Origin of the sequence: Sulfitobacter sp. AS59 (genome assembly GCF_038899995.1) — a bacterium.
Taxonomy (GTDB): domain Bacteria; phylum Pseudomonadota; class Alphaproteobacteria; order Rhodobacterales; family Rhodobacteraceae; genus Sulfitobacter.
The window spans coordinates 648,797-673,944 of sequence record NZ_JBBMQK010000001.1 but is presented as its reverse complement, the minus strand read 5'-3'; the positions used below and the strand labels follow the sequence as shown (position 1 = coordinate 673,944).

General features: G+C 58.2%; 23 protein-coding genes. 12 read left to right on the top strand and 11 right to left on the bottom strand.

Translation table 11 applies throughout. The features are described from left to right. The first annotated feature begins 76 nt into the window (after positions 1–76). Complete coding sequence (locus WNY39_RS03365; RefSeq protein WP_342844043.1) at positions 77–1,591, top strand: malonyl-CoA synthase; 1,515 nt, start codon at positions 77–79, stop codon at positions 1,589–1,591. A 23-nt stretch (positions 1,592–1,614) separates the two neighbouring features. Here WNY39_RS03365 and WNY39_RS03360 read toward each other — a convergent pair whose 3' ends face one another. Next, positions 1,615–2,514: a sugar kinase gene (locus tag WNY39_RS03360; protein ID WP_342844041.1), complete on the bottom strand. Its 900-nt coding sequence runs from the start codon at positions 2,512–2,514 to the stop codon at positions 1,615–1,617. Next, positions 2,511–3,236, bottom strand: a complete 726-nt coding sequence (locus WNY39_RS03355; protein WP_342844039.1) for a GntR family transcriptional regulator — start codon at positions 3,234–3,236, stop codon at positions 2,511–2,513. The genes WNY39_RS03360 and WNY39_RS03355 overlap by 4 nt, the downstream gene beginning before the upstream one ends. 161 nt (positions 3,237–3,397) lie before the next feature. Between WNY39_RS03355 and uxaC the strand changes: the two genes are divergently transcribed. The 10 genes from uxaC to WNY39_RS03305 all read left to right on the top strand — a co-directional run bounded on the left by uxaC (position 3,398) and on the right by WNY39_RS03305 (position 13,681). Continuing rightward, positions 3,398–4,807, top strand: a complete 1,410-nt coding sequence (gene uxaC, locus WNY39_RS03350; RefSeq protein WP_342844037.1) for a glucuronate isomerase — start codon at positions 3,398–3,400, stop codon at positions 4,805–4,807. 28 nt (positions 4,808–4,835) lie between these two features. Continuing rightward, a complete protein-coding gene (locus WNY39_RS03345) occupies positions 4,836–5,816 on the top strand; it encodes a TRAP transporter substrate-binding protein (protein WP_342844035.1) in 981 nt (326 codons plus the stop codon). A 62-nt stretch (positions 5,817–5,878) separates the two neighbouring features. After that, on the top strand, positions 5,879–6,400 hold the full coding sequence (locus WNY39_RS03340; RefSeq protein WP_342844033.1) for a TRAP transporter small permease: 522 nt from the start codon (positions 5,879–5,881) through the stop codon (positions 6,398–6,400). A gap of 3 nt (positions 6,401–6,403) precedes the next feature. Continuing rightward, positions 6,404–7,684 (top strand): TRAP transporter large permease, encoded by a 1,281-nt coding sequence (locus WNY39_RS03335; RefSeq protein WP_342844031.1) that lies wholly within the window; start codon positions 6,404–6,406, stop codon positions 7,682–7,684. A 9-nt stretch (positions 7,685–7,693) separates the two neighbouring features. After that, complete coding sequence (locus WNY39_RS03330) at positions 7,694–7,999, top strand: cupin domain-containing protein (protein ID WP_342844029.1); 306 nt, start codon at positions 7,694–7,696, stop codon at positions 7,997–7,999. 18 nt (positions 8,000–8,017) lie between these two features. Further along, positions 8,018–8,842 (top strand): 5-dehydro-4-deoxy-D-glucuronate isomerase, encoded by an 825-nt coding sequence (gene kduI, locus WNY39_RS03325; protein WP_342844027.1) that lies wholly within the window; start codon positions 8,018–8,020, stop codon positions 8,840–8,842. Further along, positions 8,839–9,582, top strand: coding sequence for a 2-dehydro-3-deoxy-D-gluconate 5-dehydrogenase KduD (kduD, locus tag WNY39_RS03320; RefSeq protein ID WP_342844025.1), 744 nt, complete (start codon positions 8,839–8,841; stop codon positions 9,580–9,582). The genes kduI and kduD overlap by 4 nt, the downstream gene beginning before the upstream one ends. Beyond that, positions 9,560–10,996, top strand: a complete 1,437-nt coding sequence (locus tag WNY39_RS03315; RefSeq protein ID WP_342844023.1) for a mannitol dehydrogenase family protein — start codon at positions 9,560–9,562, stop codon at positions 10,994–10,996. The genes kduD and WNY39_RS03315 overlap by 23 nt, the downstream gene beginning before the upstream one ends. Continuing rightward, positions 10,993–12,165: a mannonate dehydratase gene (gene uxuA, locus WNY39_RS03310; RefSeq protein ID WP_342844021.1), complete on the top strand. Its 1,173-nt coding sequence runs from the start codon at positions 10,993–10,995 to the stop codon at positions 12,163–12,165. The genes WNY39_RS03315 and uxuA overlap by 4 nt, the downstream gene beginning before the upstream one ends. Then, positions 12,158–13,681: an altronate dehydratase family protein gene (locus WNY39_RS03305; protein WP_342844019.1), complete on the top strand. Its 1,524-nt coding sequence runs from the start codon at positions 12,158–12,160 to the stop codon at positions 13,679–13,681. Before uxuA ends, WNY39_RS03305 begins: the two co-directional genes overlap by 8 nt. A gap of 11 nt (positions 13,682–13,692) precedes the next feature. Here WNY39_RS03305 and WNY39_RS03300 read toward each other — a convergent pair whose 3' ends face one another. The 9 genes from WNY39_RS03300 to glpD form a co-directional block, all read right to left on the bottom strand. After that, a complete protein-coding gene (locus WNY39_RS03300) occupies positions 13,693–14,829 on the bottom strand; it encodes an iron-containing alcohol dehydrogenase (RefSeq protein WP_342844018.1) in 1,137 nt (378 codons plus the stop codon). 30 nt (positions 14,830–14,859) lie between these two features. Beyond that, entirely contained in the window at positions 14,860–16,347 is a 1,488-nt protein-coding gene (gene glpK / locus WNY39_RS03295; RefSeq protein WP_342844016.1) for a glycerol kinase GlpK, read from the bottom strand. A 134-nt stretch (positions 16,348–16,481) separates the two neighbouring features. After that, positions 16,482–18,203 (bottom strand): ABC transporter substrate-binding protein, encoded by a 1,722-nt coding sequence (locus WNY39_RS03290; protein WP_342844014.1) that lies wholly within the window; start codon positions 18,201–18,203, stop codon positions 16,482–16,484. A gap of 68 nt (positions 18,204–18,271) precedes the next feature. Continuing rightward, positions 18,272–18,544: a DUF2160 domain-containing protein gene (locus WNY39_RS03285; protein ID WP_342844012.1), complete on the bottom strand. Its 273-nt coding sequence runs from the start codon at positions 18,542–18,544 to the stop codon at positions 18,272–18,274. 12 nt (positions 18,545–18,556) lie between these two features. After that, the gene (locus tag WNY39_RS03280; RefSeq protein ID WP_342844010.1) at positions 18,557–19,405 is read right to left on the bottom strand and encodes a carbohydrate ABC transporter permease; all 849 of its coding nucleotides are present in this window, start codon (positions 19,403–19,405) and stop codon (positions 18,557–18,559) included. Continuing rightward, a complete protein-coding gene (locus WNY39_RS03275) occupies positions 19,405–20,280 on the bottom strand; it encodes a sugar ABC transporter permease (RefSeq protein ID WP_342844009.1) in 876 nt (291 codons plus the stop codon). Before WNY39_RS03275 ends, WNY39_RS03280 begins: the two co-directional genes overlap by 1 nt. A 2-nt stretch (positions 20,281–20,282) precedes the next feature. Next, positions 20,283–21,362, bottom strand: a complete 1,080-nt coding sequence (locus WNY39_RS03270) for an ABC transporter ATP-binding protein (protein ID WP_341234780.1) — start codon at positions 21,360–21,362, stop codon at positions 20,283–20,285. A gap of 11 nt (positions 21,363–21,373) precedes the next feature. Further along, on the bottom strand, positions 21,374–22,462 hold the full coding sequence (locus WNY39_RS03265; protein WP_342844007.1) for an ABC transporter ATP-binding protein: 1,089 nt from the start codon (positions 22,460–22,462) through the stop codon (positions 21,374–21,376). Then, positions 22,462–24,060, bottom strand: coding sequence for a glycerol-3-phosphate dehydrogenase (gene glpD / locus WNY39_RS03260; RefSeq protein ID WP_342844353.1), 1,599 nt, complete (start codon positions 24,058–24,060; stop codon positions 22,462–22,464). The genes WNY39_RS03265 and glpD overlap by 1 nt, the downstream gene beginning before the upstream one ends. A gap of 320 nt (positions 24,061–24,380) precedes the next feature. Here glpD and WNY39_RS03255 point away from each other — a divergent pair, with 320 nt between their 5' ends. Then, on the top strand, positions 24,381–25,139 hold the full coding sequence (locus WNY39_RS03255) for a DeoR/GlpR family DNA-binding transcription regulator (RefSeq protein WP_342844005.1): 759 nt from the start codon (positions 24,381–24,383) through the stop codon (positions 25,137–25,139). Positions 25,140–25,148: the final 9 nt, after the last annotated feature.

Here is a 25,148-nt window from a genome sequence, read left to right as displayed (position 1 = left end):
TGGCGCTCGCAGTTGCATCCCCATTGGTCCGCGCGCTAAGCGCAGCCAGCAGACTTGAAATATAGGAACTTAAAGAATGGCTAATCCGCTTTTTGATCGTCTTTTTGGAAAACACGCAGGTACATCGCGGGTGTTTTTACATTTGGCAGATGGGCAAACGATCACCTATGCGGATTTTCTGCGCATGGCCGCGCAATATGCTGGGGCGCTGACCAAATTCGGATTGGTGCCCGGTGACCGGCTGGCGGTGCAAATCGCCAAGTCCCCGCAAGCGCTGGCCGTCTATGCCGCTTGCGCGCAGGCGGGCGTTATCTTTCTGCCGCTCAACACGGCTTATACGGCGGATGAAGTATCGTATTTCGTCGAAAACAGCGGTGCGCGGTTGGTGCTGTGTGATCAGGCCAAACACGCGGGCATGGTGCCGGTCGCGCAAGCATGCGGTGCCGAATTGGCAACGCTGAACGCCGACGGATCAGGCACATTTGCAGATGTCGCAGCCGATATGCCAGACAGCTTTGCGACCGTGGATCGGACCTTGGATGATCTGGCCGCGTTCTTGTACACGTCTGGCACCACTGGCCGGTCCAAGGGCGCGATGCTGACCCAGGGCAACCTGCTGTCGAATGCTGAAACATTGGTCAGCGAATGGCAATTTACCCAAGACGACGTGCTGCTGCACGCCTTGCCGATCTTTCACACACACGGGCTGTTTGTGGCGTCCAACATCACCTTGCTTGCGGGCGGTCAGATGATTTTCCTGCCCGCGTTCAACGTTGATCAGATCATTGAAAACCTGCCCAAATCCACGGCCCTGATGGGCGTACCGACGTTTTATACGCGCCTTCTGGGCGACAAGCGATTTACCAAGGAACTGGTCGCCCATATGCGGCTTTTCGTGTCGGGCAGCGCGCCGCTGTTGGCCGAAACCCATGTGCAGTTCGAAAAGCTGACCGGGCTGCGCATTCTGGAACGCTATGGCATGACCGAAACGAATATGAACACCTCGAACCCCTATTCGGGTGAACGGCGCGCGGGCACTGTCGGCTTTCCGCTGCCGGGGGTTGAACTCAAGATCACCGACAGCAAAACCGGTGAAACCTTGCCCCAAGGCGAGATCGGAGAGATCGAAGTGCGCGGCCCCAACGTGTTCAAAGGCTATTGGCAGATGCCCGAAAAGACCGCCGAGGAACTGCGCGAAGACGGGTTTTTCATCACTGGTGACTTGGGCCAGATCGATAAGGACGGCTATGTTCATATCGTCGGGCGGAATAAAGATCTGATCATTTCGGGCGGCTACAACATCTATCCCAAAGAGATCGAACAACTGCTGGACGATCAGGAAAACGTGCTGGAATCAGCCGTGATCGGCGTGCCGCATCCCGATTTTGGCGAAACGGTCGTGGCCATCTTGGTACCTGCGCCGACAGGGCAACCTGATCTTGAAGCAATCAAGGCAAATATCGCCACGTCACTGGCGCGGTTCAAGCATCCGCAACGCATGATTGTCTTGCCCGAACTGCCCCGCAATACGATGGGGAAGGTGCAGAAAAAGGCGCTGCGGGATCAGTTCAAGGATTTGTTCACGGGCTGAGGCCCCCGGCCTGACATCAAAGACTAGGGCAGGGGAACCAACGCCCCGCGATACTGAATAACATGGGCGGCCAGCGCGGATGCGGCATTGATCGATTGGTCTGTGGCGCGTCCTTGCGTCCAATTGGCCAGAAACCCGGCATTGAACGAATCCCCGGCGGCTGTGGTGTCGACAATCTGGTCGACCGTGACAGGCGCGTGGGTTGTCATTGTCCCGTCTTGCAGGGCGATGATTTCACCCGGACCATTCTTGACGATCACGGTGCTGGCCCCAGCATTTGCATATCGTTGCGCAGTGGCTTCTGGATTGGCATCGCCAAACCACTCGGCCTCGTCCTCAAACGACGGTAACACGATGTCGCTGGCGGCGGCGGCGGTCATCACATTGGCGGTCATATCTGAGACCGACGGCCAAAGCCGCATCCGCAAATTGGGGTCAAACACCACCACACCACCATCGCGGCGAAAATTGCTCAAAACCTCCAGCAGCCGTTCGCGATCCTCTGGGGGCAATATCGCCAAGGTGATCCCCGAGAAATAGGCAACATCCGCGCCGCTTAAGACTTGGCGAATGGGCTGTGCATCTTGGGCGAGGGTGCGCGCCGCACTTTGACCGCGCCAATAATTAAAACTGCGCTCACCCTCACTAAGTTGGATCATATAAAGCCCGACGATCAACCCGTCGCGGCGCGCGATATGGGCGGTTCCGATCCCGACATCTTCCATGAAGGTGACCATTCGATCCGATGCAGGGTCGCGCCCGACGGCGGTGAAATAATCAATCTGATCGGTGTCCGGCAAAAGCTTACGCAGATACCACGCGGTGTTAAATGTATCCCCGCCAAAACCCAGTTGATAGCTGCTATCGGCGTCCTTGGGTGCCATTTCGATCATGCACTCGCCGATTGAAACAATCCGCGTCATACGTTCGCTTCCGTGAAATAGCTGTGATCTTTGGCTTTCAGGTCCGCAATCAGGATCAGGATACGCGACAGGTGCAGATCAAGAACGCGTTCAGCCTCGTCCGGGTTATTGGAGATGATCGCATCGAAGAGGTCGATATGTTCCTGCAAGGCGATTTTTTGCAAGGAGCTATCCAGCGACAGCATGCGAATACGGTCCATATGGGCCTTTGTTTCTTGCAGCAAATCCCAGACGTATTCGACCCCTGCGATAATGCAAATCTCGCGGTGGAATGCCTCGTCAGCGTCATGGAACCCGGTGCGATCCGCTTTGCTGACCGCCTCTTTCTGGACGTCGATCAGGGCGGCAAGGCTATCGCGCCCCGAATCGGTTAGGGTCCGGCATGCGGTGCGGCAGGTTTTCACCTCAAGCGCTGTGCGAATAAACCGTGCCCGCAGTACCGCGTCTTCGGAAATAAGGCTTACCGTCGTGCCGCTTTGCGGGCGGATCATCAGAAAGCCCAGCTTGGCCAACCGCTTGAATGCCTCGCGGACCGGTTGGCGCGATACGCCCATTTGGCGGGCGACTTCGGCCTCGGAAATCTTGGTGCTTGGCGGTAATTCCAAACTTAGGATGCGCCGCCGTAACGCGTCAAAAACCTGATCAGCAACAGTAGGTTGCGGGATTTGCGTAATCGTGGGCAGGGGCAACATGGTTTCGTTTTGCTGCTTTGAAGTCACCATCGATCCGTCTTCCTGCACTTGGTTATTGTTCTTTCATTGTATGACAGTTTTTTCTGAACATGACAACTAGGATACTAGTTGACACATAAAATCTGACTAACTAGGTTATTAGTTGGGTCGGGTGGCATAGACGTGCATCCAGCCCCATCTGGGAGGGTGGCATGCAGCTATTGAATGAGGATCGGCTTTTTCCGACGGAGCCTACGGTGCGTGCCTTGGCGCGTGAGCTGTATGGCGACGTTAAGGATCTTCCGATCATCAGCCCGCATGGTCACACGGACCCGCGCTGGTTTGCTGAAAACGAGCCGTTTCCAGACCCGGCAAACCTGTTTGTAACGCCCGATCACTATGTGTTCCGGATGCTGCATTCTCAGGGCATCCCGCTGGATGCGATGGGCGTCCCGCGTGCCGACGGTGGCCCGGTCGAGGCTGACCCCAGAAAAATCTGGCGGCTGTTTGCACAGAACTACCATTTGTTTCGCGCCACGCCGTCGCGCATCTGGGTGGACCACGCGTTTCAGACGGTCTTTGGCGTGACCAAACGGCTTTCAGCAGACACGGCTGACGAAATCTATGACCAGATCGCCAATTGCCTGAGCCAAGACGCCTTTCGCCCCCGCGCTTTGTTCGAACGTTTCAATATCGAGGCGATTTCGACCACTGAAAGCGCAATTGACGATCTGCGTTGGCACAAGATGATCCGCGACAGCGGGTGGTCGGGCAGGGTGACGACCACCTATCGCCCTGACGCGGTGATTGACCCGGAATTTGACGGCTTTGCCGATAACGTCGCGATTATGGGCGAGCTGTCGGGTGAAGATACATCGACATGGGCGGGCTATCTGGCCGCACATCGCAACAGACGCGCGTATTTCAAAGCGGTCGGCGGGGCGACGGCCAGTGATCATGGCCACCCGACCGCCCGCACCGAAGACTTGCCACAAGCCGAGGCGGCGGCGCTGTTTGCCAAAGCGTTGCACGGCAAGTGCAGCGCAGAAGAGGCGGACCGTTTTCGCGGTCACATGCTGACCGAAATGGCGCGGATGAGCCTGGATGACGGGCTGGTTCTGCAAATTCACCCCGGTGCCGCGCGCAACCATTCGACGTCGATCTTTGACAGGTTTGGCCGCGACAAGGGCTATGACATCCCGACCCGCACTGATTACGTGACCGCGCTGCGCCCCTTGCTGAACGCCGTGGGCGAAAACCCTGGCCTGACGGTCATTATATTTACGCTCGATGAAACCAGCTATGCCCGCGAATTGGCACCGCTTGCGGGGGTTTATCCCGCGCTCAAGCTGGGGCCGCCGTGGTGGTTTCATGACAGCTATGAAGGGATGATGCGGTTTCGGGAAATGGCCACCGAAACAGCGGGTTTTTACAACACAGTCGGTTTTAACGACGACACCCGCGCATTCTGTTCCATTCCCGCCCGTCACGATGTGGCGCGTCGGGTGGATTGCTCGTTTCTTGCCACGCTGGTCGCAACGGGCCGGCTGGACAAGGACGAAGCAGTCGAGGTCGCTCAAGACCTCGCATATCGGCTTGCAAAACAGGCTTACCGGCTCTGAACGGGCCATTTTCTGGGAGGAAAAACCAATGACTTACATGAAATCTTTAGGTGCGGCGCTGCTGACATCCGTGGCGCTCTCCACGGCTGCATCCGCGTGCGAGGTCACGCTCCGGTCATCTGACACGCACCCCGACGGCTATCCGACGGTGGCAGCGGTGAATGCAATGGGCGACATGCTCAAGGAACGTTCCGGCGATCGCTTGTGCATCGAAGTGTTCCATTCTGCGCAGCTGGGTGAAGAAAAAGATACGATCGAGCAAACACAGTTCGGCGTGATCGACATGAACCGCGTTTCGCTTGGGCCATTCAACAACATCATTGAAGAAACCCAAATCCCGTCGCTGCCTTATATCTTCCGCTCGGTCGAACACATGCACAAGGTCATGGACGGCCCGGTCGGTCAGCAAATTCTGGACGCTTTCTCTGACCACGATCTGGTGGGGCTGGCCTTTTACGACGGCGGCTCGCGCAGCTTCTACAACTCCGAAAAGCCGATCAATTCCATGGCTGACCTTGCCGGTATGAAGTTCCGCGTGATGCAGTCGGACATGTTTGTTGATATGGTTTCCGCCCTTGGTGCGAACGCAACGCCAATGCCCTACGGCGAGGTATATTCGTCGATCCAAACCGGCGTTATCGATGGTGCCGAAAACAACTGGCCATCCTACGACAGTTCGGGTCACTTCGAGGTCGCGAAATACTATACGCTCGACCAACACTTGATCGTGCCCGAAGTTCTGGTGATGTCGAAATCCAGCTTTGACAAGCTAAGCGCCGAAGATCAGGCGTTGGTCCGTCAGGCTGCCAAAGACTCCGTGCCGATTATGCGCGATCTGTGGCAGGCACGCGAAAAAGAATCCGAAGCGCGTGTGCGTGAAGCGGGCGTAGAGATCGTAACAGACATCGACAAGACCCCGTTCATCGAGGCGATGGTCCCTGTTTACGAGAAGTATGTCACGTCTGATACTCTCAAGAAGATGGTCATGGATATCCAAGCGACCAACTAAATAACGGGATGGCCCGCCGCGCATTTTCCGGCGGGCCGTTTTTTCAAAGATTGGAACACTAAGTGAAAGATACGATGAGGTCCGTCGCCCGTGCCACATCCCGTATGGCGCATGTGTCGCTATGGGTTGCCGGACTTGGGTTGATCCTGATGACGGCGTTGATCGCAGCGCAGGTTTTCTGGCGCTATGTTTTAAATGACAGCATCGTGTGGACCGAACCCGCGTCGGTCATGATTATGGGGTGGTTCATCTTTCTGGGGGCCGCCGTTGGCATCCGCGAAGGGTATCATCTGTCCTTTGATGTCGTCCTTTATATGATCCCGCAAAAGGCCAAGCTGGTGCTCCACTCGATCTCTGATCTGACCGTGGCAGGCTTTGGCGTGGGCATGATCTGGTTCGGCTGGCAACTGGCCGAAAAGACGGCAGGCAACAAGCTGCCCGGTCTTGGAATTTCAGGTGCCTTTGATTTTATCCCTATCGTGGTGGGTGGATTTTTGATCGTCATTTTTTCAGTCGAACGGGTCGCACGCCGCGCTGCGGGCCTGGGGACGGCGCGCTTTGGCGATGACCCGGTGGAGGATTAACCGATGGAGCTTTACGTCCTGTTCGGCACATTTGTGTTTTTGCTTCTTATCGGGACGCCCGTGGCCTTTTGCCTTGGTGTGTCCAGTTTCGCGACCATCGCCTATCTGGGCTTGCCCCCGGTCGTGGTCTTTCAACGTCTGAATTCTGGCGTGTCGGTCTTCGCCTTGATGGCGATCCCGTTCTTTATCTTTGCGGGTGATTTGATGGTGCGGGGCGATATCGCCCGCCGCTTGGTCGCGCTGGCTGGGGCCTTTGTCGGCCATCTGCGCGGCGGTCTGGGGCAGGTGAATGTTCTGTCGTCGGTCATGTTCGGTGGCGTGTCAGGGTCGGCTGCGGCGGATGCGTCGGCGGTGGGCGGCCTGATGGTGCCACAGATGGTCGAACGCGGGTACGAGCCTGACTATGCCGTCAATATTACCGTGGTCAGTTCCATCATCGCGCTGTTGTTGCCGCCCTCGCATAACATGATCATCTATTCGATCGCGGCGGGCGGGCGCATTTCCATTGCTGATCTGTTTACCGCAGGCATCATTCCGGGCTTTTTGCTGGCTTTGGTGTTGATGATCACCGCGTGGTGGGTGGCCAAGCGCAAAGGCTATCCAGTGCAACCCTTTCAGGGTTACCGGATAATCGGGACGCTGTTCGTATCTGCGGCCCCCGGTCTGATCTTGGTCGCGATCATCTTTGGCGGGGTACGCTCCGGCGTCTTTACCGCATCTGAATCGTCAAACATCGCGGTCGTCTATGCGCTGCTGGTGACGTTCTTTGTCTATCGCACCCTCAGCTGGAACGACTTTATCCAAGCGACATTTGCCGCCGTGCGCACCACGGCAATGGTATTGATGGTGATCGGCTGCGCTGCGTCTTTTGGCTGGCTTTTGGCCTATACCAAGGTGCCAGCGTCGATGGTTGTGCTGTTGCAGGGGGTATCGGACAATCCGATTGTGATCTTGCTGCTGCTTAATCTGGTGTTGCTGATCCTTGGCACCTTTATGGACATGTCACCGCTGATCGTGATTACCACGCCGATCTTCCTGCCTGTGGCCTTGGCCTTCGGGGTGGATCCCGTCCACTTTGGGGTGATCTTGATCCTGAACCTCGGCATCGGCCTTTGCACCCCTCCGGTGGGGTCGGTGCTGTTCGTGGGCTGTGCTGTCGGGCGCATTCCGGTTTGGGATGCGGTGCGCACGATCTGGCCGTTTTACGGCGCGGCCTTCGTGGTGCTGCTGATGGTTACCTATATCCCTGCGCTGTCTTTGTGGCTGCCATCCCTGTTTCGCTAAGGAGAGTTTATGACCTATCCAATTGTGGCCGCTGATCCGGGTGTGACCCGCCAGATTTTGGCCGAGAACGCTGATCTGATGGTCGTCGCCTTTCGCTTTGAGGGCGGGGCCGAGGGCAAGCTGCATCACCATGTGCATGTCCAATCCACCTATGTCGAAAGCGGCCGTTTTCGTTTTCACCGGGACGGGGTCGATCATGATCTCGGGCCGGGCGACAGCCTGATCATTCCGTCCAATGTCACACACGGCTGCGTCTGCCTGCAAGCGGGCACGCTGATCGATACCTTTACGCCGCGCCGCGACGATTTCCTTTGAATTAGAAAGAGACCTCTCATGCTTAAGACAGAAACCCGCTATGCCATCGATCCCGCCACCGCCAAGACATTGGACACTGATCAGCTGCGCGACCATTTCCACGTCTCGGGGCTGTTCGCCCCGGGTGAGATCAATGTGGTCTACAGCCATTATGACCGGCTGATCCTTGGGTCCGCAGTGCCAAACGGGTCGCCACTGACCCTTGACCATGTCGAGGCGACAGGCACCAAGAGCTTCCTAGAGCGCCGCGAAATGGCAGTTCTGAACATCGGTGATACCGGCACCGTGACCGTGGACGGCACCAGCCATACGATCGAGAACGGTGAAGTGCTGTACATCGGCATGGGCGCGGGCCCGGTCGAATTCAGCGGGGCAGGGCGCTATTATCTGCTGTCGGCCCCCGCGCATCACACGTACGCGACGACCTTGATCAAAATCACCGACGCCCGCCGCGTCGAGATGGGATCGAAAGAGGCCGCGAACGAGCGGGTAATCATTCAACTGCTGCACCCTGATGTCTGCAAAAGCTGCCAGTTGCTGGTCGGCTATACGCAATTCGCCGAAGGGTCCGTTTGGAACACCATGCCCGCCCACACCCATGACCGCCGGATGGAGGCGTATCTGTACTTTGGCATGCCCGAGGACGCCCGCGTGTTCCACCTGATGGGCGAGCCAAGCCAGACCCGCCACCTTGTCATGTCTAACGAAGAGGCCGTGATTTCGCCGCCTTGGTCCATTCACGCGGGCGCTGGCACGTCGTCTTATACGTTCTGCTGGGCGATGGCCGGCGACAACGTCGATTTCACCGATATGGACATGATCCCGATGGGTGATCTGCGATGACCAACCCGTTCTCACTTGAGGGGCGGCATGCCTTGGTGACGGGTGCCAATACGGGCATCGGTCAGGCCATTGCGGTGGGTCTGGCCGCGGCGGGGGCGCAGGTGGTTTGCGCTGGTCGCCGCGCCAGTGACGAAACCGTCGCACAGATCACCGATGCGGGCGGTAGCGCCACATCCGTGCTGGTTGATTTCAGCGACCCGATGGCGGGCCAAAACCTGTTCGTCGGGAAAGACATCGATATTCTGGTTAACAACGCAGGTATCATTCGGCGCAATGATGCGGTGGATTTCACCGAAAGCGATTGGGACGCCGTGATGGATGTGAACCTCAAGGCACTGTTTTTCACCACGCAAGCCTTTGCCAAGGATGTCTTGGCACGCGGCGGGGGCGGGGCCGTGGTCAACATCGCCTCGCTTCTGTCGTTTCAGGGAGGCATTCGCGTGCCGTCTTATACCGCATCAAAACACGGTGTTGCGGGGTTAACCAAGATTTTAGCCAATGAATGGGCGGCAAAGGGCATCAATGTGAACGCCGTGGCACCGGGCTATATCGCGACCAATAATACCCAAGCGCTGCGGGACGATCCCAACCGCAATGCCGCGATCCTTGACCGTATTCCTGCAGGGCGTTGGGGCGATGCCGCTGATATCGCAGGGGCAGCCGTCTATCTATGTACGCCTGCGGCGCAATATGTTCACGGCGCGATCCTGAACGTTGATGGAGGCTGGCTTGCCCGCTGACACCAGCACTGAGCGCAAGGCCCGCCCCGCCTCAGGGATCGTTCATCTTGGGCTTGGCGCGTTTTTTCGGGCCTTTGGATGCGTTTATGTCGCTGATGCGATGGCGGCGTCGGGCGGCGATTGGGGCATCATCGGTGTCTCGTTGCGCAGCCCCGATACCCGCGATGCGCTAAAGCGGCGTGATTGGCGGTATCAGTCGGTCACGCTGGCACCGGACAGCGAAGAAATCCGCGATATCGAAGTGCTGAACAACGTGCTGGTTGCACCCGAAAACCCCCGCGCCGTTCTGGATGCGATGGCAGACCCTGCGATCAAAATCGTATCGCTAACCGTGACCGAGAAAGGGTATTGCCACAATCCGTCAACAGGCGCGCTTAACCTTGATCACCCCGATATTCAGCATGACCTGACCAACCCGCACCCCGTGTCAGCGCCCGGCTTTTTGGTCCGGGCGTTGGAAATGCGGCGCACGGCGGGGCACATGCCGTTCACGGTGCTGACCTGCGATAACCTGCCGGAAAACGGCAAACTGGTGCGCGGCATGGTGCTGCAACTGGCCAAAGAAATTGACCCGCGTCTGGCCGCATGGATTGAAACAAATGGTCGGTTCCCGTCAACCATGGTCGACAGGATCACCCCCGCCACGACCCAAGCCGACATTGACCGGATTGCGGCGCGCACCGGCATCTCTGACGCGGCACCCGTTTTTCATGAACCGTTCAGCCAATGGGCGATCGAGGATGATTTCGTCGATGGTGCGCGCCCTGACTTTGCCGCCGCCGGGGCTGAAATGGTTACCGACGTTACTGCGCATGAAAACATGAAGCTGCGCATGCTGAACGGCACGCACTCGGCGCTGGCCTATACCGGATACCTCGCCGGTCACGAAACCATTGCCGACACCATCGCCGATCCGGTTTTCGCGCGATACGCCCGGCTGCTGTGGTCCGAGATTATGCCATCCGTAGAGGCCCCCAAAGGGGTGTCTTTGGCGGATTATGCCGATGCCCTTTTTGCGCGCTACAGCAACCCGTCTATTCGTCACCGCACATGGCAGATCGCAATGGATGGCAGTCAGAAACTGCCGCAACGCATCCTTGGCACCCTGCGCGATAATATGGCGGCGGGGCGGCAATCGCCGGGGCTGTGTTTGGCTGTGGCGGCATGGATGCGCTATGGTGCTGGCTCGGACGAGGCGGGGCAACCTATCGATGTGCGTGATCCTTTGGCCGACCAGATGCGGGATGCTGCGGGCACCTCGGATACGGTTGCGGGCAAGATCGCTGCTTATCTGGCGCTGCGCGATGTCTTTCCCGCTTATGTGGCGGATCCTCTGCAAGAGCCCGTGACCCAAGCGGCGGAAGCGCTGTGGACGGACGGTGCCCGCCGCGCGATTGAAAAGGTGGCCAAATGATCGAAACCTGGCGTTGGTATGGTGATTTAGACGCAATCTCGCTGGGCGAGATTGCGCAAACCGGCGCGCGCGGGATCGTCACGGCCCTGCACGAAATTCCCTATGGCGAAGTCTGGCCGTCCCAAACCATCGCCGAACGCAAAGCGCGGATTATCGAGGCGGGGTTTAGCTGGGAGGTCGTCGAAAGCCTGCCCATCCACGAGCGCATCAAAAAAGGCGATGGCGATCTGTCGCAACTCTTTGCGAACTACCGTCAATCGCTGGCAAATCTGGCTGGGCAGGGGGTTAAGACCGTTTGCTATAACTTCATGCCGCTGCTGGATTGGACCCGCACCGACCTTGCAGCCCCTGTTGCGGGCGGGGCGACCTGCCTGCGCTTTGAGGCGGTGCGCATGGCCGCGTTCGAGGTCCATATGCTGGGCCGGCAGGCGGCCGAGGCAGATTATACGCCGGAGGTTCTGGCCAAGGCGGCTGCGTGGTTCCAGCAAGCGACCGAAGCCGACCGTGACGCATTGTTGGCAGCGATCATGGCCGGACTGCCCGGTGCATTCGACCGCTATGATGTCAACGGGTTGCGGGATGCCCTAACGCAGTACGACGGCATTGACCGCGCCGCGTTACGCGCGAATTACAAACGCTTTCTGGACGAGGTGATCCCCACAGCAGAAAACCTTGGCATGCGGCTTTGTGTGCATCCCGATGACCCGCCCCGCGATATCTTGGGGTTGCCCCGGATCGTGTCAAACGGCGATGATCTTGACTGGGTGCTGGCCGCCCATGACAGTCCTGCCAATGGCATCACACTGTGTTCGGGATCGCTGGGCGCGAACCCGCAAAACGATGTGCCTGCGATTGCGGCGCGTGTTGCGGATCGCATCCATTTCGCCCATCTGCGCAACGTCCGCAAAGACCCTGATGGATCGTTCGAGGAAGCGGCCCATCTGGACGGCGACACGGATATGGTGGCCTTGATTGCCGTGCTGTTGGCCGAACAAAAACGCAGGCAGGCCGCGGGGCGCGAGGATGTGTTGATCCCGTTTCGACCGGATCACGGGCATCATATGCTGTCGGATCATGAACGTGATCTGATCCCCGGCTATCCGTTGATCGGGCGGCTGCGTGGCTTGGCCGAATTGCGCGGTGTGATCCAAGGGTTGTCGCATGGCTGATGCATTGGTTCTGCACCCCGATGATACAATCGCTGTCTTGACGGCGCGGGCAGGCGCGGGGACTGATCCGCTGGGCATTGGGGGTGCTTTGACGGCACCCGTCGCGTCGGGCCACAAGATCGCGCGTAGGGCCATTGCAAAGGGCGCGCCGATCTTGAAATTCGGGCAATTCATAGGGACTGCGACAGGGGACATCGCAGCGGGCCAACATGTGCACAGCCACAATTGCAGCTTTGCCAACCCCGACCGGCGCTATGACATCGGCGCTGATCTGGCGCTGGCGCAGGCCGCTATCCCGCAAACGTCGCCGCTGACCTTTCAGGGCTATGCCCGCGCCGATGGGCGGATCGCGACGCGCAATTATATCGCCCTGATCGCCACAGTGAACTGTTCGGCCACTGTGATAAAAAAAGCCGCGGCCGAGGTCGAGGCCAGCGGGTTGCTCGACCACTACGAAAACGTTGACGGGATCGTGGCCCTTGCCCATGGCACGGGCTGCGGCATGGCGGCGACGGGGCGGGGCTATGACATCCTTGACCGGGTGCTCTGGGGGCATGCGATCCATCCCAATGTGGGGGCCACGGTCTTTGTCGGATTGGGGTGCGAGGTGATGCAGATCGCGCGGATGCAATCGCATTTCGGCGATGCCGGCACCGACCGGTTTCATGCGTTGACCATCCAAAGCAACGGCGGCACTCGCGCCACCATTGACGCGATCAAGGCTCATGTCACCGCGATCCTGCCGCAGGTGAACACGGCCCGCCGCACCGCGCAGCCCATGTCGGCCTTGCGCATCGCGCTGCAATGCGGCGGGTCCGACGGGTTTTCTGCGATCACTGCAAATCCCGCCCTTGGCAAGGCCAGTGATCTGATCGTGGCACAAGGGGGCAGCGTGATCCTGTCGGAAACACCCGAGATTTACGGCGCAGAGCAGCTGTTACTGCGCCGTGCCAGCAGCGACGCGGTGGCGCGAAAGCTGATTGCGCAGATTGAATGGTGGGAGGGCTATGCCGCCCAAAACGGCGGATCGATGGACAACAACCCCAGCCCCGGCAATAAGCAGGGCGGGATCACGACGATCCTCGAAAAATCCCTGGGCGCGGTGGCCAAGGTGGGCACGACGCCACTGACCGCCGTGTACGACTATGCCGAACAGGTCACGCAAGCCGGGGCCGTGTTCATGGACACGCCCGGTTATGATCCTGTGTCAGCGACGGGCCAGATCGCCGGAGGCGCGCAACTGGTGGTTTTCACGACCGGGCGCGGATCGGCCTTTGGGTCGAAACCGGCACCGACCATAAAGCTGGCCACGTCAGATCAGTTGATGGCGCAGATGCCCGATGACATGGATTTGGGCACCGGCGATATCGTATCCCAAGGGGTCAGCATCGCAGAGAAGGGGCAGCAGATTTTCGATCTGATCCGCGCCACGGCCTCGGGACAGGTCACAAAATCCGAAGCTTTGGGCTTGGGCAATGATGAGTTCGTGCCATGGCAAATCGGAGCGGTGATGTAGGGGTTTGGGCGCTAAAGGGCGTCGGTCAATATCTCGACCAGTTCTTGCTGCGATAGGGCAAAGGGGTTGCCTTTCATCGATGATGCGCCTGCTGATGCGGCTGCAACGTCTTGCAAATCTTCCGCACGCAGACCCATGTCACCCAATCCCCGCAGGCCCATGTCCCGCGACCATGCCTTTAGCCGCGACAGCCCCGTGCCGTCCGCGCCAAAGTGCTGGTCGATCTGATCCATCACCCATGTCAGGCGTTTTTGAATATCAGCCCCGTCCTGCGCCTTACGTTGGTGGGATGCCAGAACTGCGGGCAACAGCGCGCCGCAAATCTCTCCGTGGGGGGCGTTGGTTCTGCCGCCGATCACCCCAGCAAAACCGTGCACAGCGCCCAAACCGGCATTGGCCAGGGCCAGCCCGCCCCACGTACTGACCCGCGCCATAGCGTCCCACGCGGCGGGGTCATCTTTTTCAACCACATCCCTGATCGCCCCAAGCGCCGTTGGAATGGCCGCCAGACACAGCGCGTCAGTCATCGGGTTTGCCTTGATCGAAAGATAGGGTTCGATCACTTGGGTAATCGCGTCCAGCCCAGCAGAGAGGGTGACGCGGCGGGGTGCACCCTGCATCAGGCCCGCATCAACGATGGCGATGTCGGGGATCATGCGGGGATCGCGCAGGCTGACCTTGATGCCATGTTCCGGCACCGTAATCACCGCGTTTTTCGTGACCTCTGCGCCTGTTCCGGCGGTGGTCGGCAGGGCGATCAGGGGCAGGGGCGCATGGTCAAGCGGGCGACCGGTGCCCACGACCTCAAGATATTCTTGCGGGGGGGACGCGCAGGGGATGAGGGCGGCCAGTGCCTTGGCAAAGTCAATGACCGCACCGCCGCCAAGCGCGATCACCACATCCGGATTGAACCCTTTGATTTGCGCCAAAGCCAGTTGGACATCGGGCAGGCTGGGTTCGTTTTGACAGCCAAGGCTGCGCACCGTCATTCCCGCATCCGTGCACGCGCTCACCAACCATTCCGCGCGTTGCGCATTCGCGCCGTGCACCAGCAGCAGGTCGTTGCCGTAGGCACGGGCAAGGCTCGGGGCTTGCGTGCTTTGACCACGGCCAAAATGGATGGCTTGGGGGCTGAAAAACGAAAACATGTCCGGCTCCTTGCGCTGTGGGGTGGTGTCTTAGACGCTAAGTGTGGCCTGAACGGCGCGTTTCCAAGCGTCGTATTTCTGGCCGCGCAGGGTTTCATCCATATGCGGTGAAAACTGCGTCTCGCGCGCCCATGCTGCGGCGAACCCCTGTTGATCTGGATATATACCGGCGCGCATCCCGGCCAGCCACGCGACACCTAGGGCCGTGGTTTCGTGGTTCACGGGACGGTCGACCGGGGCCGCGATAATATCGGACAAAAACTGCATCGCCCAGTCATTCGCCGCCATGCCGCCATCGACGCGCAAGGTTGGCTGAACGCCGGTGGCTTTCCAATCTGCCGACATCGCCTCGAGCAGGTCACGGGTCTGATAACCGACGCTTTCAAGGGCTGCTTTGGCCATTTCGGCAGGCCCTGTGCCACGGGTCAGCCCAAAGGTTGCACCACGGCAATCGGGGTTCCAATAGGGCGCGCCAAGCCCGACAAAGGCAGGGACAAGGATCACGTTCTGATGCGGATCGGCCTGTTCGGCCAGCGCCTGGGTCTCTGCCGCGTCCGAGATAATCTTTAACCCGTCGCGCAGCCATTGCACGACCGCACCGGCCACGAAAATCGATCCTTCAAGCGCATAGGTGGGTTTACCGTCCAGCTGATAGGCGATGGTTGTCAGCAAGCGGTTGTTCGATTGCACGGGCGTGTCGCCAGTATTGAGCAGCGCAAAACAGCCGGTGCCATAGGTCGATTTCAACATGCCCGGCTTAAAACAGGCCTGCCCGATGGTGGCCGCCTGCTGGTCGCCCGCAACGCCATAAATCGGGACTGGCGTACCCAACAGATCGGGCTGCGTCTGGCCGAAATCGGCGGCGCAGTCTTTAACCTCGGGCAGCATTTCCATGGGGATGTTCAGCAGGCCGCAGATGGTCTGGCTCCACCGGCCTTTGTGAATGTCGTACAGCATGGTGCGGGCGGCATTGGTGGCGTCGGTGGCATGAACGGCCCCGCCGGTCAGCTTCCAGATCAGGAAACAATCAACCGTGCCAAAAAGCAGTTCGCCCTTGGCAGCGCGGTCGCGGGCACCGTCAACGTGGTCTAAAATCCAGCTTAGCTTGCTGGCCGAGAAATACGGGTCCAGCAACAGGCCGGTGCGGGCGGTAATCATCGGTTCGTGACCGGCGTCGCGCAGGGTACGACAGGTGTCGGCTGTGCGGCGGTCTTGCCAGACGATGGCGTTGTAAATGGGGTCGCCCGTTGTCTTGTCCCAGACAATGACGGTTTCGCGCTGGTTGGTGATGCCGATGCCCGAGATATCAGTCGCGGCGATATCCGCAGCTTTGATCGCATCGCGGCAGGTGGCAACCGTGGTGTCCCACAGGTTCACCGGATCATGTTCAACCCAGCCCGATTGCGGGAAATGCTGGGGGAATTCTTGTTGTGCTTGGGCCGTGACAGACATTGCGCCGTCAAACACAATCGTGCGGGTCGAAGTGGTGCCCTGATCAATGGCAAGAATATAGGTCATGTGGATCCCCGAAGCGTTAGGTGAAAAGCGGCCACCTTGAGGGGCAGCCGCTGATCTGAACTTTAGGCACATGGGCCTATGGTTCAAGAGTTAGGAGTAACCGGGGCCAGCTGCCTAGCCCCGGAAAGGGTCGTTTACTGCCAGGATTTGATCAGCTCGTCATAGGCGATTGTGACGGGCGTTTCATCCTCGTTTGCCAGTTTCGCTTTGGGCGAACCGGGCTGCGACAGCCAGTACTCTGGGTCCATTTCTTCGTTCATTTTCGGGCCGATATCACCCTGAACACCAGCACGTTCCAGACGGATCAGAACTTTTTCCTGATCTGCGCAAAGCGCATCAAGCGCTTCTTGTGGGGTTTTCGCACCGGACATTGCGTCGCCGATGTTCTGCCACCACAGCTGGGCCAGCTTTGGATAGTCAGGAACGTTGGTGCCGGTTGGCGACCACTGAACCCGTGCAGGCGAACGATAGAATTCGACCAGACCACCCAGTTTCGGCGCACGTTCGGTAAAGCTGTCGTGCTGGATCGTGGATTCACGAATGAATGTCAGACCAACATGGCTTTTCTTTACGTCCACAGTCTTGGATGTGACGAACTGCGCATAAAGCCACGCGGCTTGTGCACGGTCCACTGGTGTGGATTCCATCAGCGTCCAGGAACCGGCATCTTGATAGCCGATCTTGGTGCCTTCGGTCCAATATGCACCATGTGGGGAAGGGGCCATGCGCCATTTTGGCGTGCCGTCTTCGTTCATCACGGGCAGATCAGGTTCCACGGATGCTGCGGTAAACGCAGTGTACCAGAACATCTGCTGGGCGACGTTACCTTGGGCAGGGATTGGACCCGCTTCAGAGAATGTCATACCGGCAGCGGCAGGCGGGGAATACTTTTCCAGCCATTCGATTGCTTTGGTCACAGCGTAAACAGCCGCTGGTCCGTTCGTGGCACCACCACGCGCAACGCAAGACCCGACGGGCTGCGATTGTTCGTTTACGCGGATACCCCATTCGTCGACGGGCAGACCGTTTGGTTCGCCCACGTCACCGGCACCAGCCATGGACAGCCACGCGTCAGTGTAACGCCAGCCCAAGGACGGATCTTTCTTGCCGTAGTCCATGTTACCAAACACTTCGCCTTCGACGCCAAGACGCGACAGGTCGCGACCGGTGAAGAATTCAGCAATGTCTTCATACGCGGACCAGTTGACCGGAACGCCCAGATCATAGCCGTATTTTGCTTTGAAATCCGCTTTGTTCTGTTCGTCGTTGAACCAATCGTAGCGGAACCAGTAAAGGTTCGCGAACTGTTGGTCGGGCAGTTGGTAAACCTTACCATCGGGACCGGTTGTGAACGACAGACCGATAAAGTCTTCCAGATCGAGGTTCGGGTTTGTGACAGCCGCACCTTCGCCCGACATCCAGTCGGTCAGGTTACGTGCCTGTTGGTACCGCCAGTGCGTCCCGATCAGGTCAGAGTCGTTGATATAGGCGTCATAGATGTTTTCGCCCGACTGCATTTGCGTTTGCAGCTTTTCAACAACGTCGCCTTCGCCGATCAGGTCATGGGTGACCTTGATACCTGTAATGGCCTCGAACGCGGGGGCCAGAACGTTTGATTCATATTCGTGGGTGCCGATTGTCTCGGATACCACGTTGATAGACATGCCTTGGTAAGGCTGTGCTGCATCTACAAAGAATTGCAGTTCAGCTTCTTGATCGGCGCGTGACAATGTCGAAAGATCGCCAATCTCGCTATCAAGGAATGCCTTGGCGGCATCCATGTCCGCGAACGCTGGCGCGCCAAGCATGCAAGCCGCAAGCCCGATGGCAGTCGTTCCTTTAAGTCGCAAGTTCATGGTTGTTCCTCCCTAAAATAGAACAGTGAAAGCAGCCCCGGTTCTTGCGTGCCGGGGTACCTGATCGACTACACCCAGCGAAAAACCGCGATGGCATAGACGAAACACACAATCAGTGCCCCCCATTGGGGCGCGCTGAGCAGTCCAAGCCAGGCCAGATTGATAAAGGCCGAACCCAGCAACGTGATGAAAAGACGGTCACCACGGGTCGTTTCGATCCCCAAAACACCATTGCGCGGCGTTTCAGGAAATTTGATTGCCAGCACGGTGAAGGTCACCAGCGTGGCCGCAATGATTGCGAAGAATATGGCGGTCGGCCAAGTCCATGCCATCCATTCCATTAGATTTCTCCCTTATACGCGCCCAAGGGCAAAACCCTTGGCGATGTAGTTGCGAACAAAATAGATGACCAAGGCACCGGGCACGATCGTCAGAACCCCGGCTGCGGCCAACACACCCCAATCGATGCCCGACGCGCCCACGGTGCGGGTCATGGTGGCGGCAATCGGCTTGGCATCAACGCTGGTCAAGGTGCGGCTGAGCAGAAGTTCAACCCACGAGAACATGAACAAGAAAAACGCCGTTACCCCGATGCCGGAGGCGACCAGCGGCGTGAAAATCTTGATGAAAAAGCGCGGAAAGGAATAGCCGTCGATATAAGCGGTCTCGTCGATTTCCTTGGGCACGCCGCGCATGAACCCTTCGAGGATCCAAACCGCCAGCGGTACGTTGAACAGACAATGCGCAAGCGCGACGGCGATATGCGTGTCGAACAACCCGACCGAGCTGTAGAGCTGGAAAAACGGCAGGGCGAAAACCGCAGGCGGGGCCATCCGGTTGGTCAACAGCCAGAAGAACAGGTGCTTGTCCCCCATAAAGGAATAGCGGCTGAACGCATAGGCGGCAGGCAACGCCACGGCCAGCGAGATCACCATGTTCATCACCACATAGGCCATCGAGTTCAGATAGCCGGTGTACCAAGACGCATCGGTAAGGATGGTCAGGTAGTTGTCGAACGTCAGGTCGCGCGGCCACAGGGTAAAGGTGTTCAGGATCTCTGTGTTGGTCTTAAGGCTCATCATCACCAACCAATAGATCGGCAACAACAGAAACAGCAGATACAGGCCCATCACAACGGCGCTGCCATTTACGGACGGCAGGCCGAGCCCGCGTTTGGGGGGGGATTGGGTAAGATCAGACATCAGTGGCCATCCCTTTTATCAAGGTTCGTCATGACGGTGTAGAACACATACGACACCAGCAGGATCACAAGGTAATACATGATCGAGAACGCCGCCGCCGGACCCAGATCGAACTGACCCAAGGCCATCTTGACCAGATCGATCGACAGGAACGTGGTCGCGTTGCCGGGACCACCGCCTGTGACGACGAACGGTTCGGTATAGATCATGAAACTGTCCATAAACCGCAGCAGGATGGCGATCATCAGCACGCCCATAATCTTAGGCAGCTCGATGAAGCGGAAGACCTTCCAACGGCTGGCTTGGTCAATTTTCGCGGCTTGGTAATAGGCGTCGGGGATGGATTGCAGACCGGCATAGGCCAGCAGGGCCACCAGCGACGTCCAGTGCCAGACATCCATCACAATAACGGTGATCCAAGCGGCGGTGGGGTCTTGGGTATAGTTATAATCGATGCCAAGCGCGGCCAGTGTATGACCCAGCAGGCCAATATCGACGCGGCCAAAAATCTGCCAGATCGTGCCGACCACGTTCCACGGGATCAGCAGGGGCAGGGACATCAGCACCAGACAGAGCGAGGCCCAGAACCCTTTTTTAGGCATGTTGAGCGCGACAAAAATGCCCAGCGGAATTTCGATGGCCAGAATGATCAGCGAAAAGATGATCTGACGCGCAAAGGCATCCCACATCCGGTCCGAGGCAAGCATCTGCTTGAACCATTCTAGTTTGTCATCCAAAGGGTAAAAATCGCCCGCGAAAGCATCTTGCACCGAATAGTTCACCACGGTCATCAGCGGGATAACGGCGGAAAAGGCGACCAGCACGAGCACTGGTAGAATTAGGAACCATGCTTTTTGATTGACTGTCTTGTTCATGATCAAGCCACCTTTGGCGCGACGCGCCAGCTGTCGGAATACACATTCACACCTGCCGTATCAAAGACGATGCGGTTCATGTCGGGCGAGATTTCGGCACCTTCAGCGGCGATCACATTGATTTCGGAGCCTTGGAAATCCGCGCGAACGATCTTGTGGCGGCCGACGTCCTCGACCCTTTTGATGGTGACGGGCAGGCCGCTGTCACCGCCTTGCAGGGACGTGAATTCTGGCCGCACGCCCAGCTCGACTTTGCCCGTGGGGGTGCCGAAACCCTTGCCAAGTGCAATCTCGACGCCGCCAACCACGGCTTTGTCGCCCTTCACGTCGGCTTCCATCAGGTTCATACCGGGTGAGCCGATGAAATAGCCGACAAAGGTGTGTTCCGGCGTTTCAAACAATTCCTGCGGCGTGCCCATTTGGACGACGCGCCCATCATACATCACAACGACCTTATCGGCAAAGGTCAGCGCCTCGGTCTGGTCATGAGTCACGTAAATCATGGTGTGACCGAATTCGTGGTGCAGGGATTTCAGCTGCGTGCGCAATTCCCATTTCATATGGGGATCGATCACCGTCAGCGGTTCATCAAACAGCAGGGCGTTCACGTCTTCGCGTACCATGCCACGGCCCAGTGATATCTTTTGCTTGGCATCGGCGGTCAACCCGCGCGCCTTGCGGTTCAGCGTGTCTTCCATCCCGATCATCGCGGCGATCTGTTGTACGCGCTCTTGGATATAGGCCGGATCAGCGCCACGGTTGCGCAGGGGAAAGGCCAGATTGTCGCGCACCGTCATGGTGTCGTAGACCACGGGAAACTGGAACACCTGCGCGATGTTGCGCTGCGTGGTCGGGGCCATTGTCATGTCTTTGTCGTCAAACAGGATGCGCCCTTGGCTGGGGTGCAGCAGGCCCGAAATGATGTTGAGCAACGTGGACTTGCCACAGCCCGAAGCCCCGAGCAGGGCGTAGGCCTCGCCGTCGGACCAATCAAGGTTCAGTTCCTTGAGCGCAAAATCGTCTTCGGTGACGGGTTTGGGCAGATAGGAATGCGCCAGATTATCGAGGGTGATTTTTGCCATGTCGTGTTCCCTCAGGCTGCTGTTGCATAGGATGCAGGGGCGACCGAAGTGCCGTCTTCTGCAAAAATATAGACGTGAGCGGGGTCCAGATAGACATCCAGCGCCGTGCCGATCTTGAGGTTCTTCACCCCGTGGATCAGGCCAACCCAGTTGTCCCCGTGGTGATCCAAGTGCACGAACGTCTCGGAACCGGTGATCTCGGTCACTTGCAATTTGGCGTTGAAGGCCAAAGCGTTCGGTCCCTGTTGCACCAGCTCCAGATGGTTCGGGCGGAACCCGGCAAGGTAGTCGCCATCGCCGAGGGTCGCGAATGTGCCCGTCGCGGGGGCGGTTTGGGCGTCGCCAAAGGACAGGCTATCGCCCGATTTCCGGACCTTCAGGAAATTCATTGGCGGGTCGGAAAAGACGCGCGCGGTCGTCGCATCGACGGGCTGGCGGTAGACAACCGGCGTGCGGTCAAACTGGGTAATCCGGCCTTCCCACATCGCGGCGGTATTGCCGCCCAGCAGCAACGCCTCTTCCGGTTCGGTGGTCGCATAGACAAAGATTGAACCGGCTTCCTCGAATATCTTGGGGATTTCGGCGCGCAACTCTTCGCGCAGCTTATAGTCAAGGTTGGCCAGCGGTTCGTCCAGCAAGACCAACCCCGCGTCCTTGACCAAGGCGCGGGCGAGGGCGCAGCGCTGCTGCTGCCCGCCGGATAGTTCCAACGGCTTGCGGTCCAAAAAAGGGGTAAGCTTCATCAGCTCGGCGGCTTTTTTGACGGCCTGATCAATCTCGGTTTTTGATTTGCCCAACAGACGCATGGGGCTGGCGATGTTGTCATAGACGGACATCGAGGGATAGTTAATGAACTGTTGGTACACCATCGCCACGCCGCGATCCTGAACCCGCATTCCGGTCACGTCCTTGTCGTTCCAGATCACCTTGCCGGTGTTTGGCACATCAAGACCCGCCATCAACCGCATCAGGGATGTTTTGCCAGCAGATGTTGGCCCCAGCAGTACGTTCATCGTACCGGCGCGCAGCTCTAGGCTGGTGGGGTGGATATGTGTTTGGCCGTTCACGACCTTGGACACACCCTCAAGAACGAGTGACATTAACCTCTCCCTTTTCGCAACGCTGGTTGCGGTTCGCTGGTGGTTTGCGCTGTGTTTTTCGCCATCCAAACATCCAGCAGTTCAATTTCCTGCGCGGTCATGCGAAGGCCCAGTTTGGACCGCCGCCAAACCACGTCATCCGCCTTGCGCGCATATTCATTCTTGATCAGCCACAGCACTTCTTGCGCCGTCAAGTTCGATCCGAAGTTCTGACCCAAGTCGGCTTCGGCAGTGGCATCCTTCAACACTTTAAAAGCGTCAGTACCGTAGGCCTTGATCAGGCGTGTGGCCCAAGCCAGCGTCAGAAACGGGAACTGTTTTATCAGGCGCGCGGTCAGATCGGCAACGCCGTCCACAGGGAAATCACCACCGGGCAGGGGAACACCTGCCGTCCAGGGCCCTTCGGTATCTGGAAAGAACGGTGTGATCTTTTCCAGCGCCGTTTCGGCCAGCCTGCGATAGGTTGTGATCTTGCCGCCAAAGACGTTCAACATGGGTGCGCCTGCGGTTTCATTAACCTTTAACACATAATCACGGGTTGCGGCCGTCGCAGATGTCGCCCCGTCGTCGTACAAGGGGCGCACGCCGGAATAGGTCCAGATGATGTCGTCTGTCGTTACGGGTTTCTTAAAGTAGTTAGAGGCGAAATTTGCGAGATAGGATTGTTCTTCGGGCGTGCACACCGGCTTGGTGCCCACATCTTTATGTTCCGCGTCCGTGGTCCCGATTAGGGTGAAATCCGTCTCGTAAGGGATCGTGAAAATGATCCGCCCGTCTTCACCTTGGAAGAAATAGCATTTCCCGTGATCATAGAGCTTTGGGACCACGATATGGCTGCCGCGCACCAGACGCACGCCTTCGGTGGAATTGATGCGCACGGTGTTGCGGATGATATCTTCGACCCACGGGCCGCCTGCATTCACGATCATCCGTGCTTGCACCACCCGCTGCGCGCCGCCGTCCAACTCTTCAAGGGCGATATGCCAGATGCCGTCTTTCTGCTCGGCTGATACGACTTTGGTACGGACGTTAATCTTGGCACCGCGCGCCTCGGCGTCGCGGGCGTTCAGAACAACCAAACGGCTATCTTCGATCCAGCAATCCGAATACTCGTACGCCTTTTCAAAGCGGTCTTGCAGCGGGTCCCCTTCGGGCGTGCCGTGCAGATTAAGCGACGTCGTGCCCTTAAGGATCTTTCGACCGCCCAGATTGTCATACATGAACAGACCCAACCGGATCAGCCACGCGGGCCTACGCCCCTTCATCCACGGCATGACGACATTGAGCAGTTTCGATGTGGGCGTATCGCCTTCGAACCGCATATCGGCGTGGTAGGGCAGAACAAACCGCATCGGCCATGAGATATGCGGCATGGCGCGCAGCAGGGTTTCGCGTTCAATCAACGCCTCGCGGACAAGGCGGACTTCCCAATATTCCAGATAGCGCAAACCGCCGTGAAATAACTTGGTCGAGGCAGAGGAGGTCGCGGAGGCCAGATCGTGCATCTCGGCGAGTTCGACACTAAAGCCGCGACCCGCAGCATCGCGCGCGATGCCACATCCATTGATGCCGCCGCCGATGACAAACAGATCGACCATGTGATGGTGTTTGTGCTGGCTCAATGAAGCCTCCCCGCATTCATTTTGCACCGCAGACTTGCGTCCTGCGATTGGCGGTAAAGGAACACCTAATCCCGCTGAAACGCAATAACGAATGTTCGTTTATGTTCCTTTTTGATAAAATAGGTGAAAACGCGCGTTTTTTGGCTGGGTTTTCTTTCCGTATTAGATGGGTTGTTTGCGTTAACCGTGATTCGACCACTTGACCCCCCGCTCAGACTGCTGATTGTTGCGCGGGCGGTTCGTACGGCGGGATAGGGCCGTATCCGCACCACGCGTATGCACCACGGGAGGGCGCAATGGTTTCGAACTTCAGGCAAAAAGAGATACTTGAGCTTGCACGCAAAGATGGCAGGGTCACGGTAGATGGCCTTGCCCTGCAGTACGATGTGACTGTTCAAACCATCCGCCGCGATTTGTCGGATTTGGCGGAAACGGGGCAGCTTGAACGGGTGCATGGCGGCGCTGTGGTGCCGTCGGGGGTGGTGAACATCATCTACGAAGAACGGCGGCGGCTGAATGATGCGGGCAAAAAGGCCATCGGCGTCAGATGCGCCCAAGCGATCCCGGCAGGTGCGTCGGTATTCATGAACATCGGCACCACGACCGAGGCAGTCGCGCGCGAGCTGCTGAACCACGAAAACCTGTTGGTGGTGACGAATAACCTGAACATCGCCAATATTCTGGCGGCCAATCACAGCTGTGAAATTATTCTTGCAGGTGGCGTCTTGCGCCGTGCAGATGGCGGGATCGTTGGGGGAATGACCGTCGAAATGGTGAAGCAGTTCAAGTTTGATTACAGCATCTTGGGATGCTCGGCCATTGACGCAGACGGGGACATTCTGGATTACGACGGTCAGGAAATCATGGTCAGCAGCACCGCGATCCAGCGGTCGCGCAAGGTGATGGTCGTGGCCGATCATCTGAAATTCCAGCGTACCGCCCCGTTGGCCATCGCCACATTGGGCGATGCTGATGTGCTGTTCACTGATGGCGCGCTGTCGCCCGAGCTTGAGGCCCATTGCGCGGCTTGGGAGACCGAGGTGGTGATTGCATAGCCTGCAACC

Excerpts from the sequence above, each read along its gene's own strand:
- WNY39_RS03365 (WP_342844043.1), top strand. The coding sequence starts at position 77 with ATGGCTAATCCGCTTTTTGATCGTCTTTTTGGAAAACACGCAGGTACA.
- WNY39_RS03360 (WP_342844041.1), bottom strand. The coding sequence starts at position 2,514 with ATGACGCGGATTGTTTCAATCGGCGAGTGCATGATCGAAATGGCACCC.
- WNY39_RS03355 (WP_342844039.1), bottom strand. The coding sequence starts at position 3,236 with ATGGTGACTTCAAAGCAGCAAAACGAAACCATGTTGCCCCTGCCCACG.
- uxaC (WP_342844037.1), top strand. The coding sequence starts at position 3,398 with ATGCAGCTATTGAATGAGGATCGGCTTTTTCCGACGGAGCCTACGGTG.
- WNY39_RS03345 (WP_342844035.1), top strand. The coding sequence starts at position 4,836 with ATGACTTACATGAAATCTTTAGGTGCGGCGCTGCTGACATCCGTGGCG.
- WNY39_RS03335 (WP_342844031.1), top strand. The coding sequence starts at position 6,404 with ATGGAGCTTTACGTCCTGTTCGGCACATTTGTGTTTTTGCTTCTTATC.
- WNY39_RS03330 (WP_342844029.1), top strand. The coding sequence starts at position 7,694 with ATGACCTATCCAATTGTGGCCGCTGATCCGGGTGTGACCCGCCAGATT.
- kduI (WP_342844027.1), top strand. The coding sequence starts at position 8,018 with ATGCTTAAGACAGAAACCCGCTATGCCATCGATCCCGCCACCGCCAAG.
- kduD (WP_342844025.1), top strand. The coding sequence starts at position 8,839 with ATGACCAACCCGTTCTCACTTGAGGGGCGGCATGCCTTGGTGACGGGT.
- WNY39_RS03315 (WP_342844023.1), top strand. The coding sequence starts at position 9,560 with ATGGAGGCTGGCTTGCCCGCTGACACCAGCACTGAGCGCAAGGCCCGC.
- uxuA (WP_342844021.1), top strand. The coding sequence starts at position 10,993 with ATGATCGAAACCTGGCGTTGGTATGGTGATTTAGACGCAATCTCGCTG.
- WNY39_RS03305 (WP_342844019.1), top strand. The coding sequence starts at position 12,158 with ATGGCTGATGCATTGGTTCTGCACCCCGATGATACAATCGCTGTCTTG.
- WNY39_RS03300 (WP_342844018.1), bottom strand. The coding sequence starts at position 14,829 with ATGTTTTCGTTTTTCAGCCCCCAAGCCATCCATTTTGGCCGTGGTCAA.
- glpK (WP_342844016.1), bottom strand. The coding sequence starts at position 16,347 with ATGACCTATATTCTTGCCATTGATCAGGGCACCACTTCGACCCGCACG.
- WNY39_RS03290 (WP_342844014.1), bottom strand. The coding sequence starts at position 18,203 with ATGAACTTGCGACTTAAAGGAACGACTGCCATCGGGCTTGCGGCTTGC.
- WNY39_RS03285 (WP_342844012.1), bottom strand. The coding sequence starts at position 18,544 with ATGGAATGGATGGCATGGACTTGGCCGACCGCCATATTCTTCGCAATC.
- WNY39_RS03280 (WP_342844010.1), bottom strand. The coding sequence starts at position 19,405 with ATGTCTGATCTTACCCAATCCCCCCCCAAACGCGGGCTCGGCCTGCCG.
- WNY39_RS03275 (WP_342844009.1), bottom strand. The coding sequence starts at position 20,280 with ATGAACAAGACAGTCAATCAAAAAGCATGGTTCCTAATTCTACCAGTG.
- WNY39_RS03270 (WP_341234780.1), bottom strand. The coding sequence starts at position 21,362 with ATGGCAAAAATCACCCTCGATAATCTGGCGCATTCCTATCTGCCCAAA.
- WNY39_RS03265 (WP_342844007.1), bottom strand. The coding sequence starts at position 22,462 with ATGTCACTCGTTCTTGAGGGTGTGTCCAAGGTCGTGAACGGCCAAACA.
- glpD (WP_342844353.1), bottom strand. The coding sequence starts at position 24,060 with ATGGTCGATCTGTTTGTCATCGGCGGCGGCATCAATGGATGTGGCATC.
- WNY39_RS03255 (WP_342844005.1), top strand. The coding sequence starts at position 24,381 with ATGGTTTCGAACTTCAGGCAAAAAGAGATACTTGAGCTTGCACGCAAA.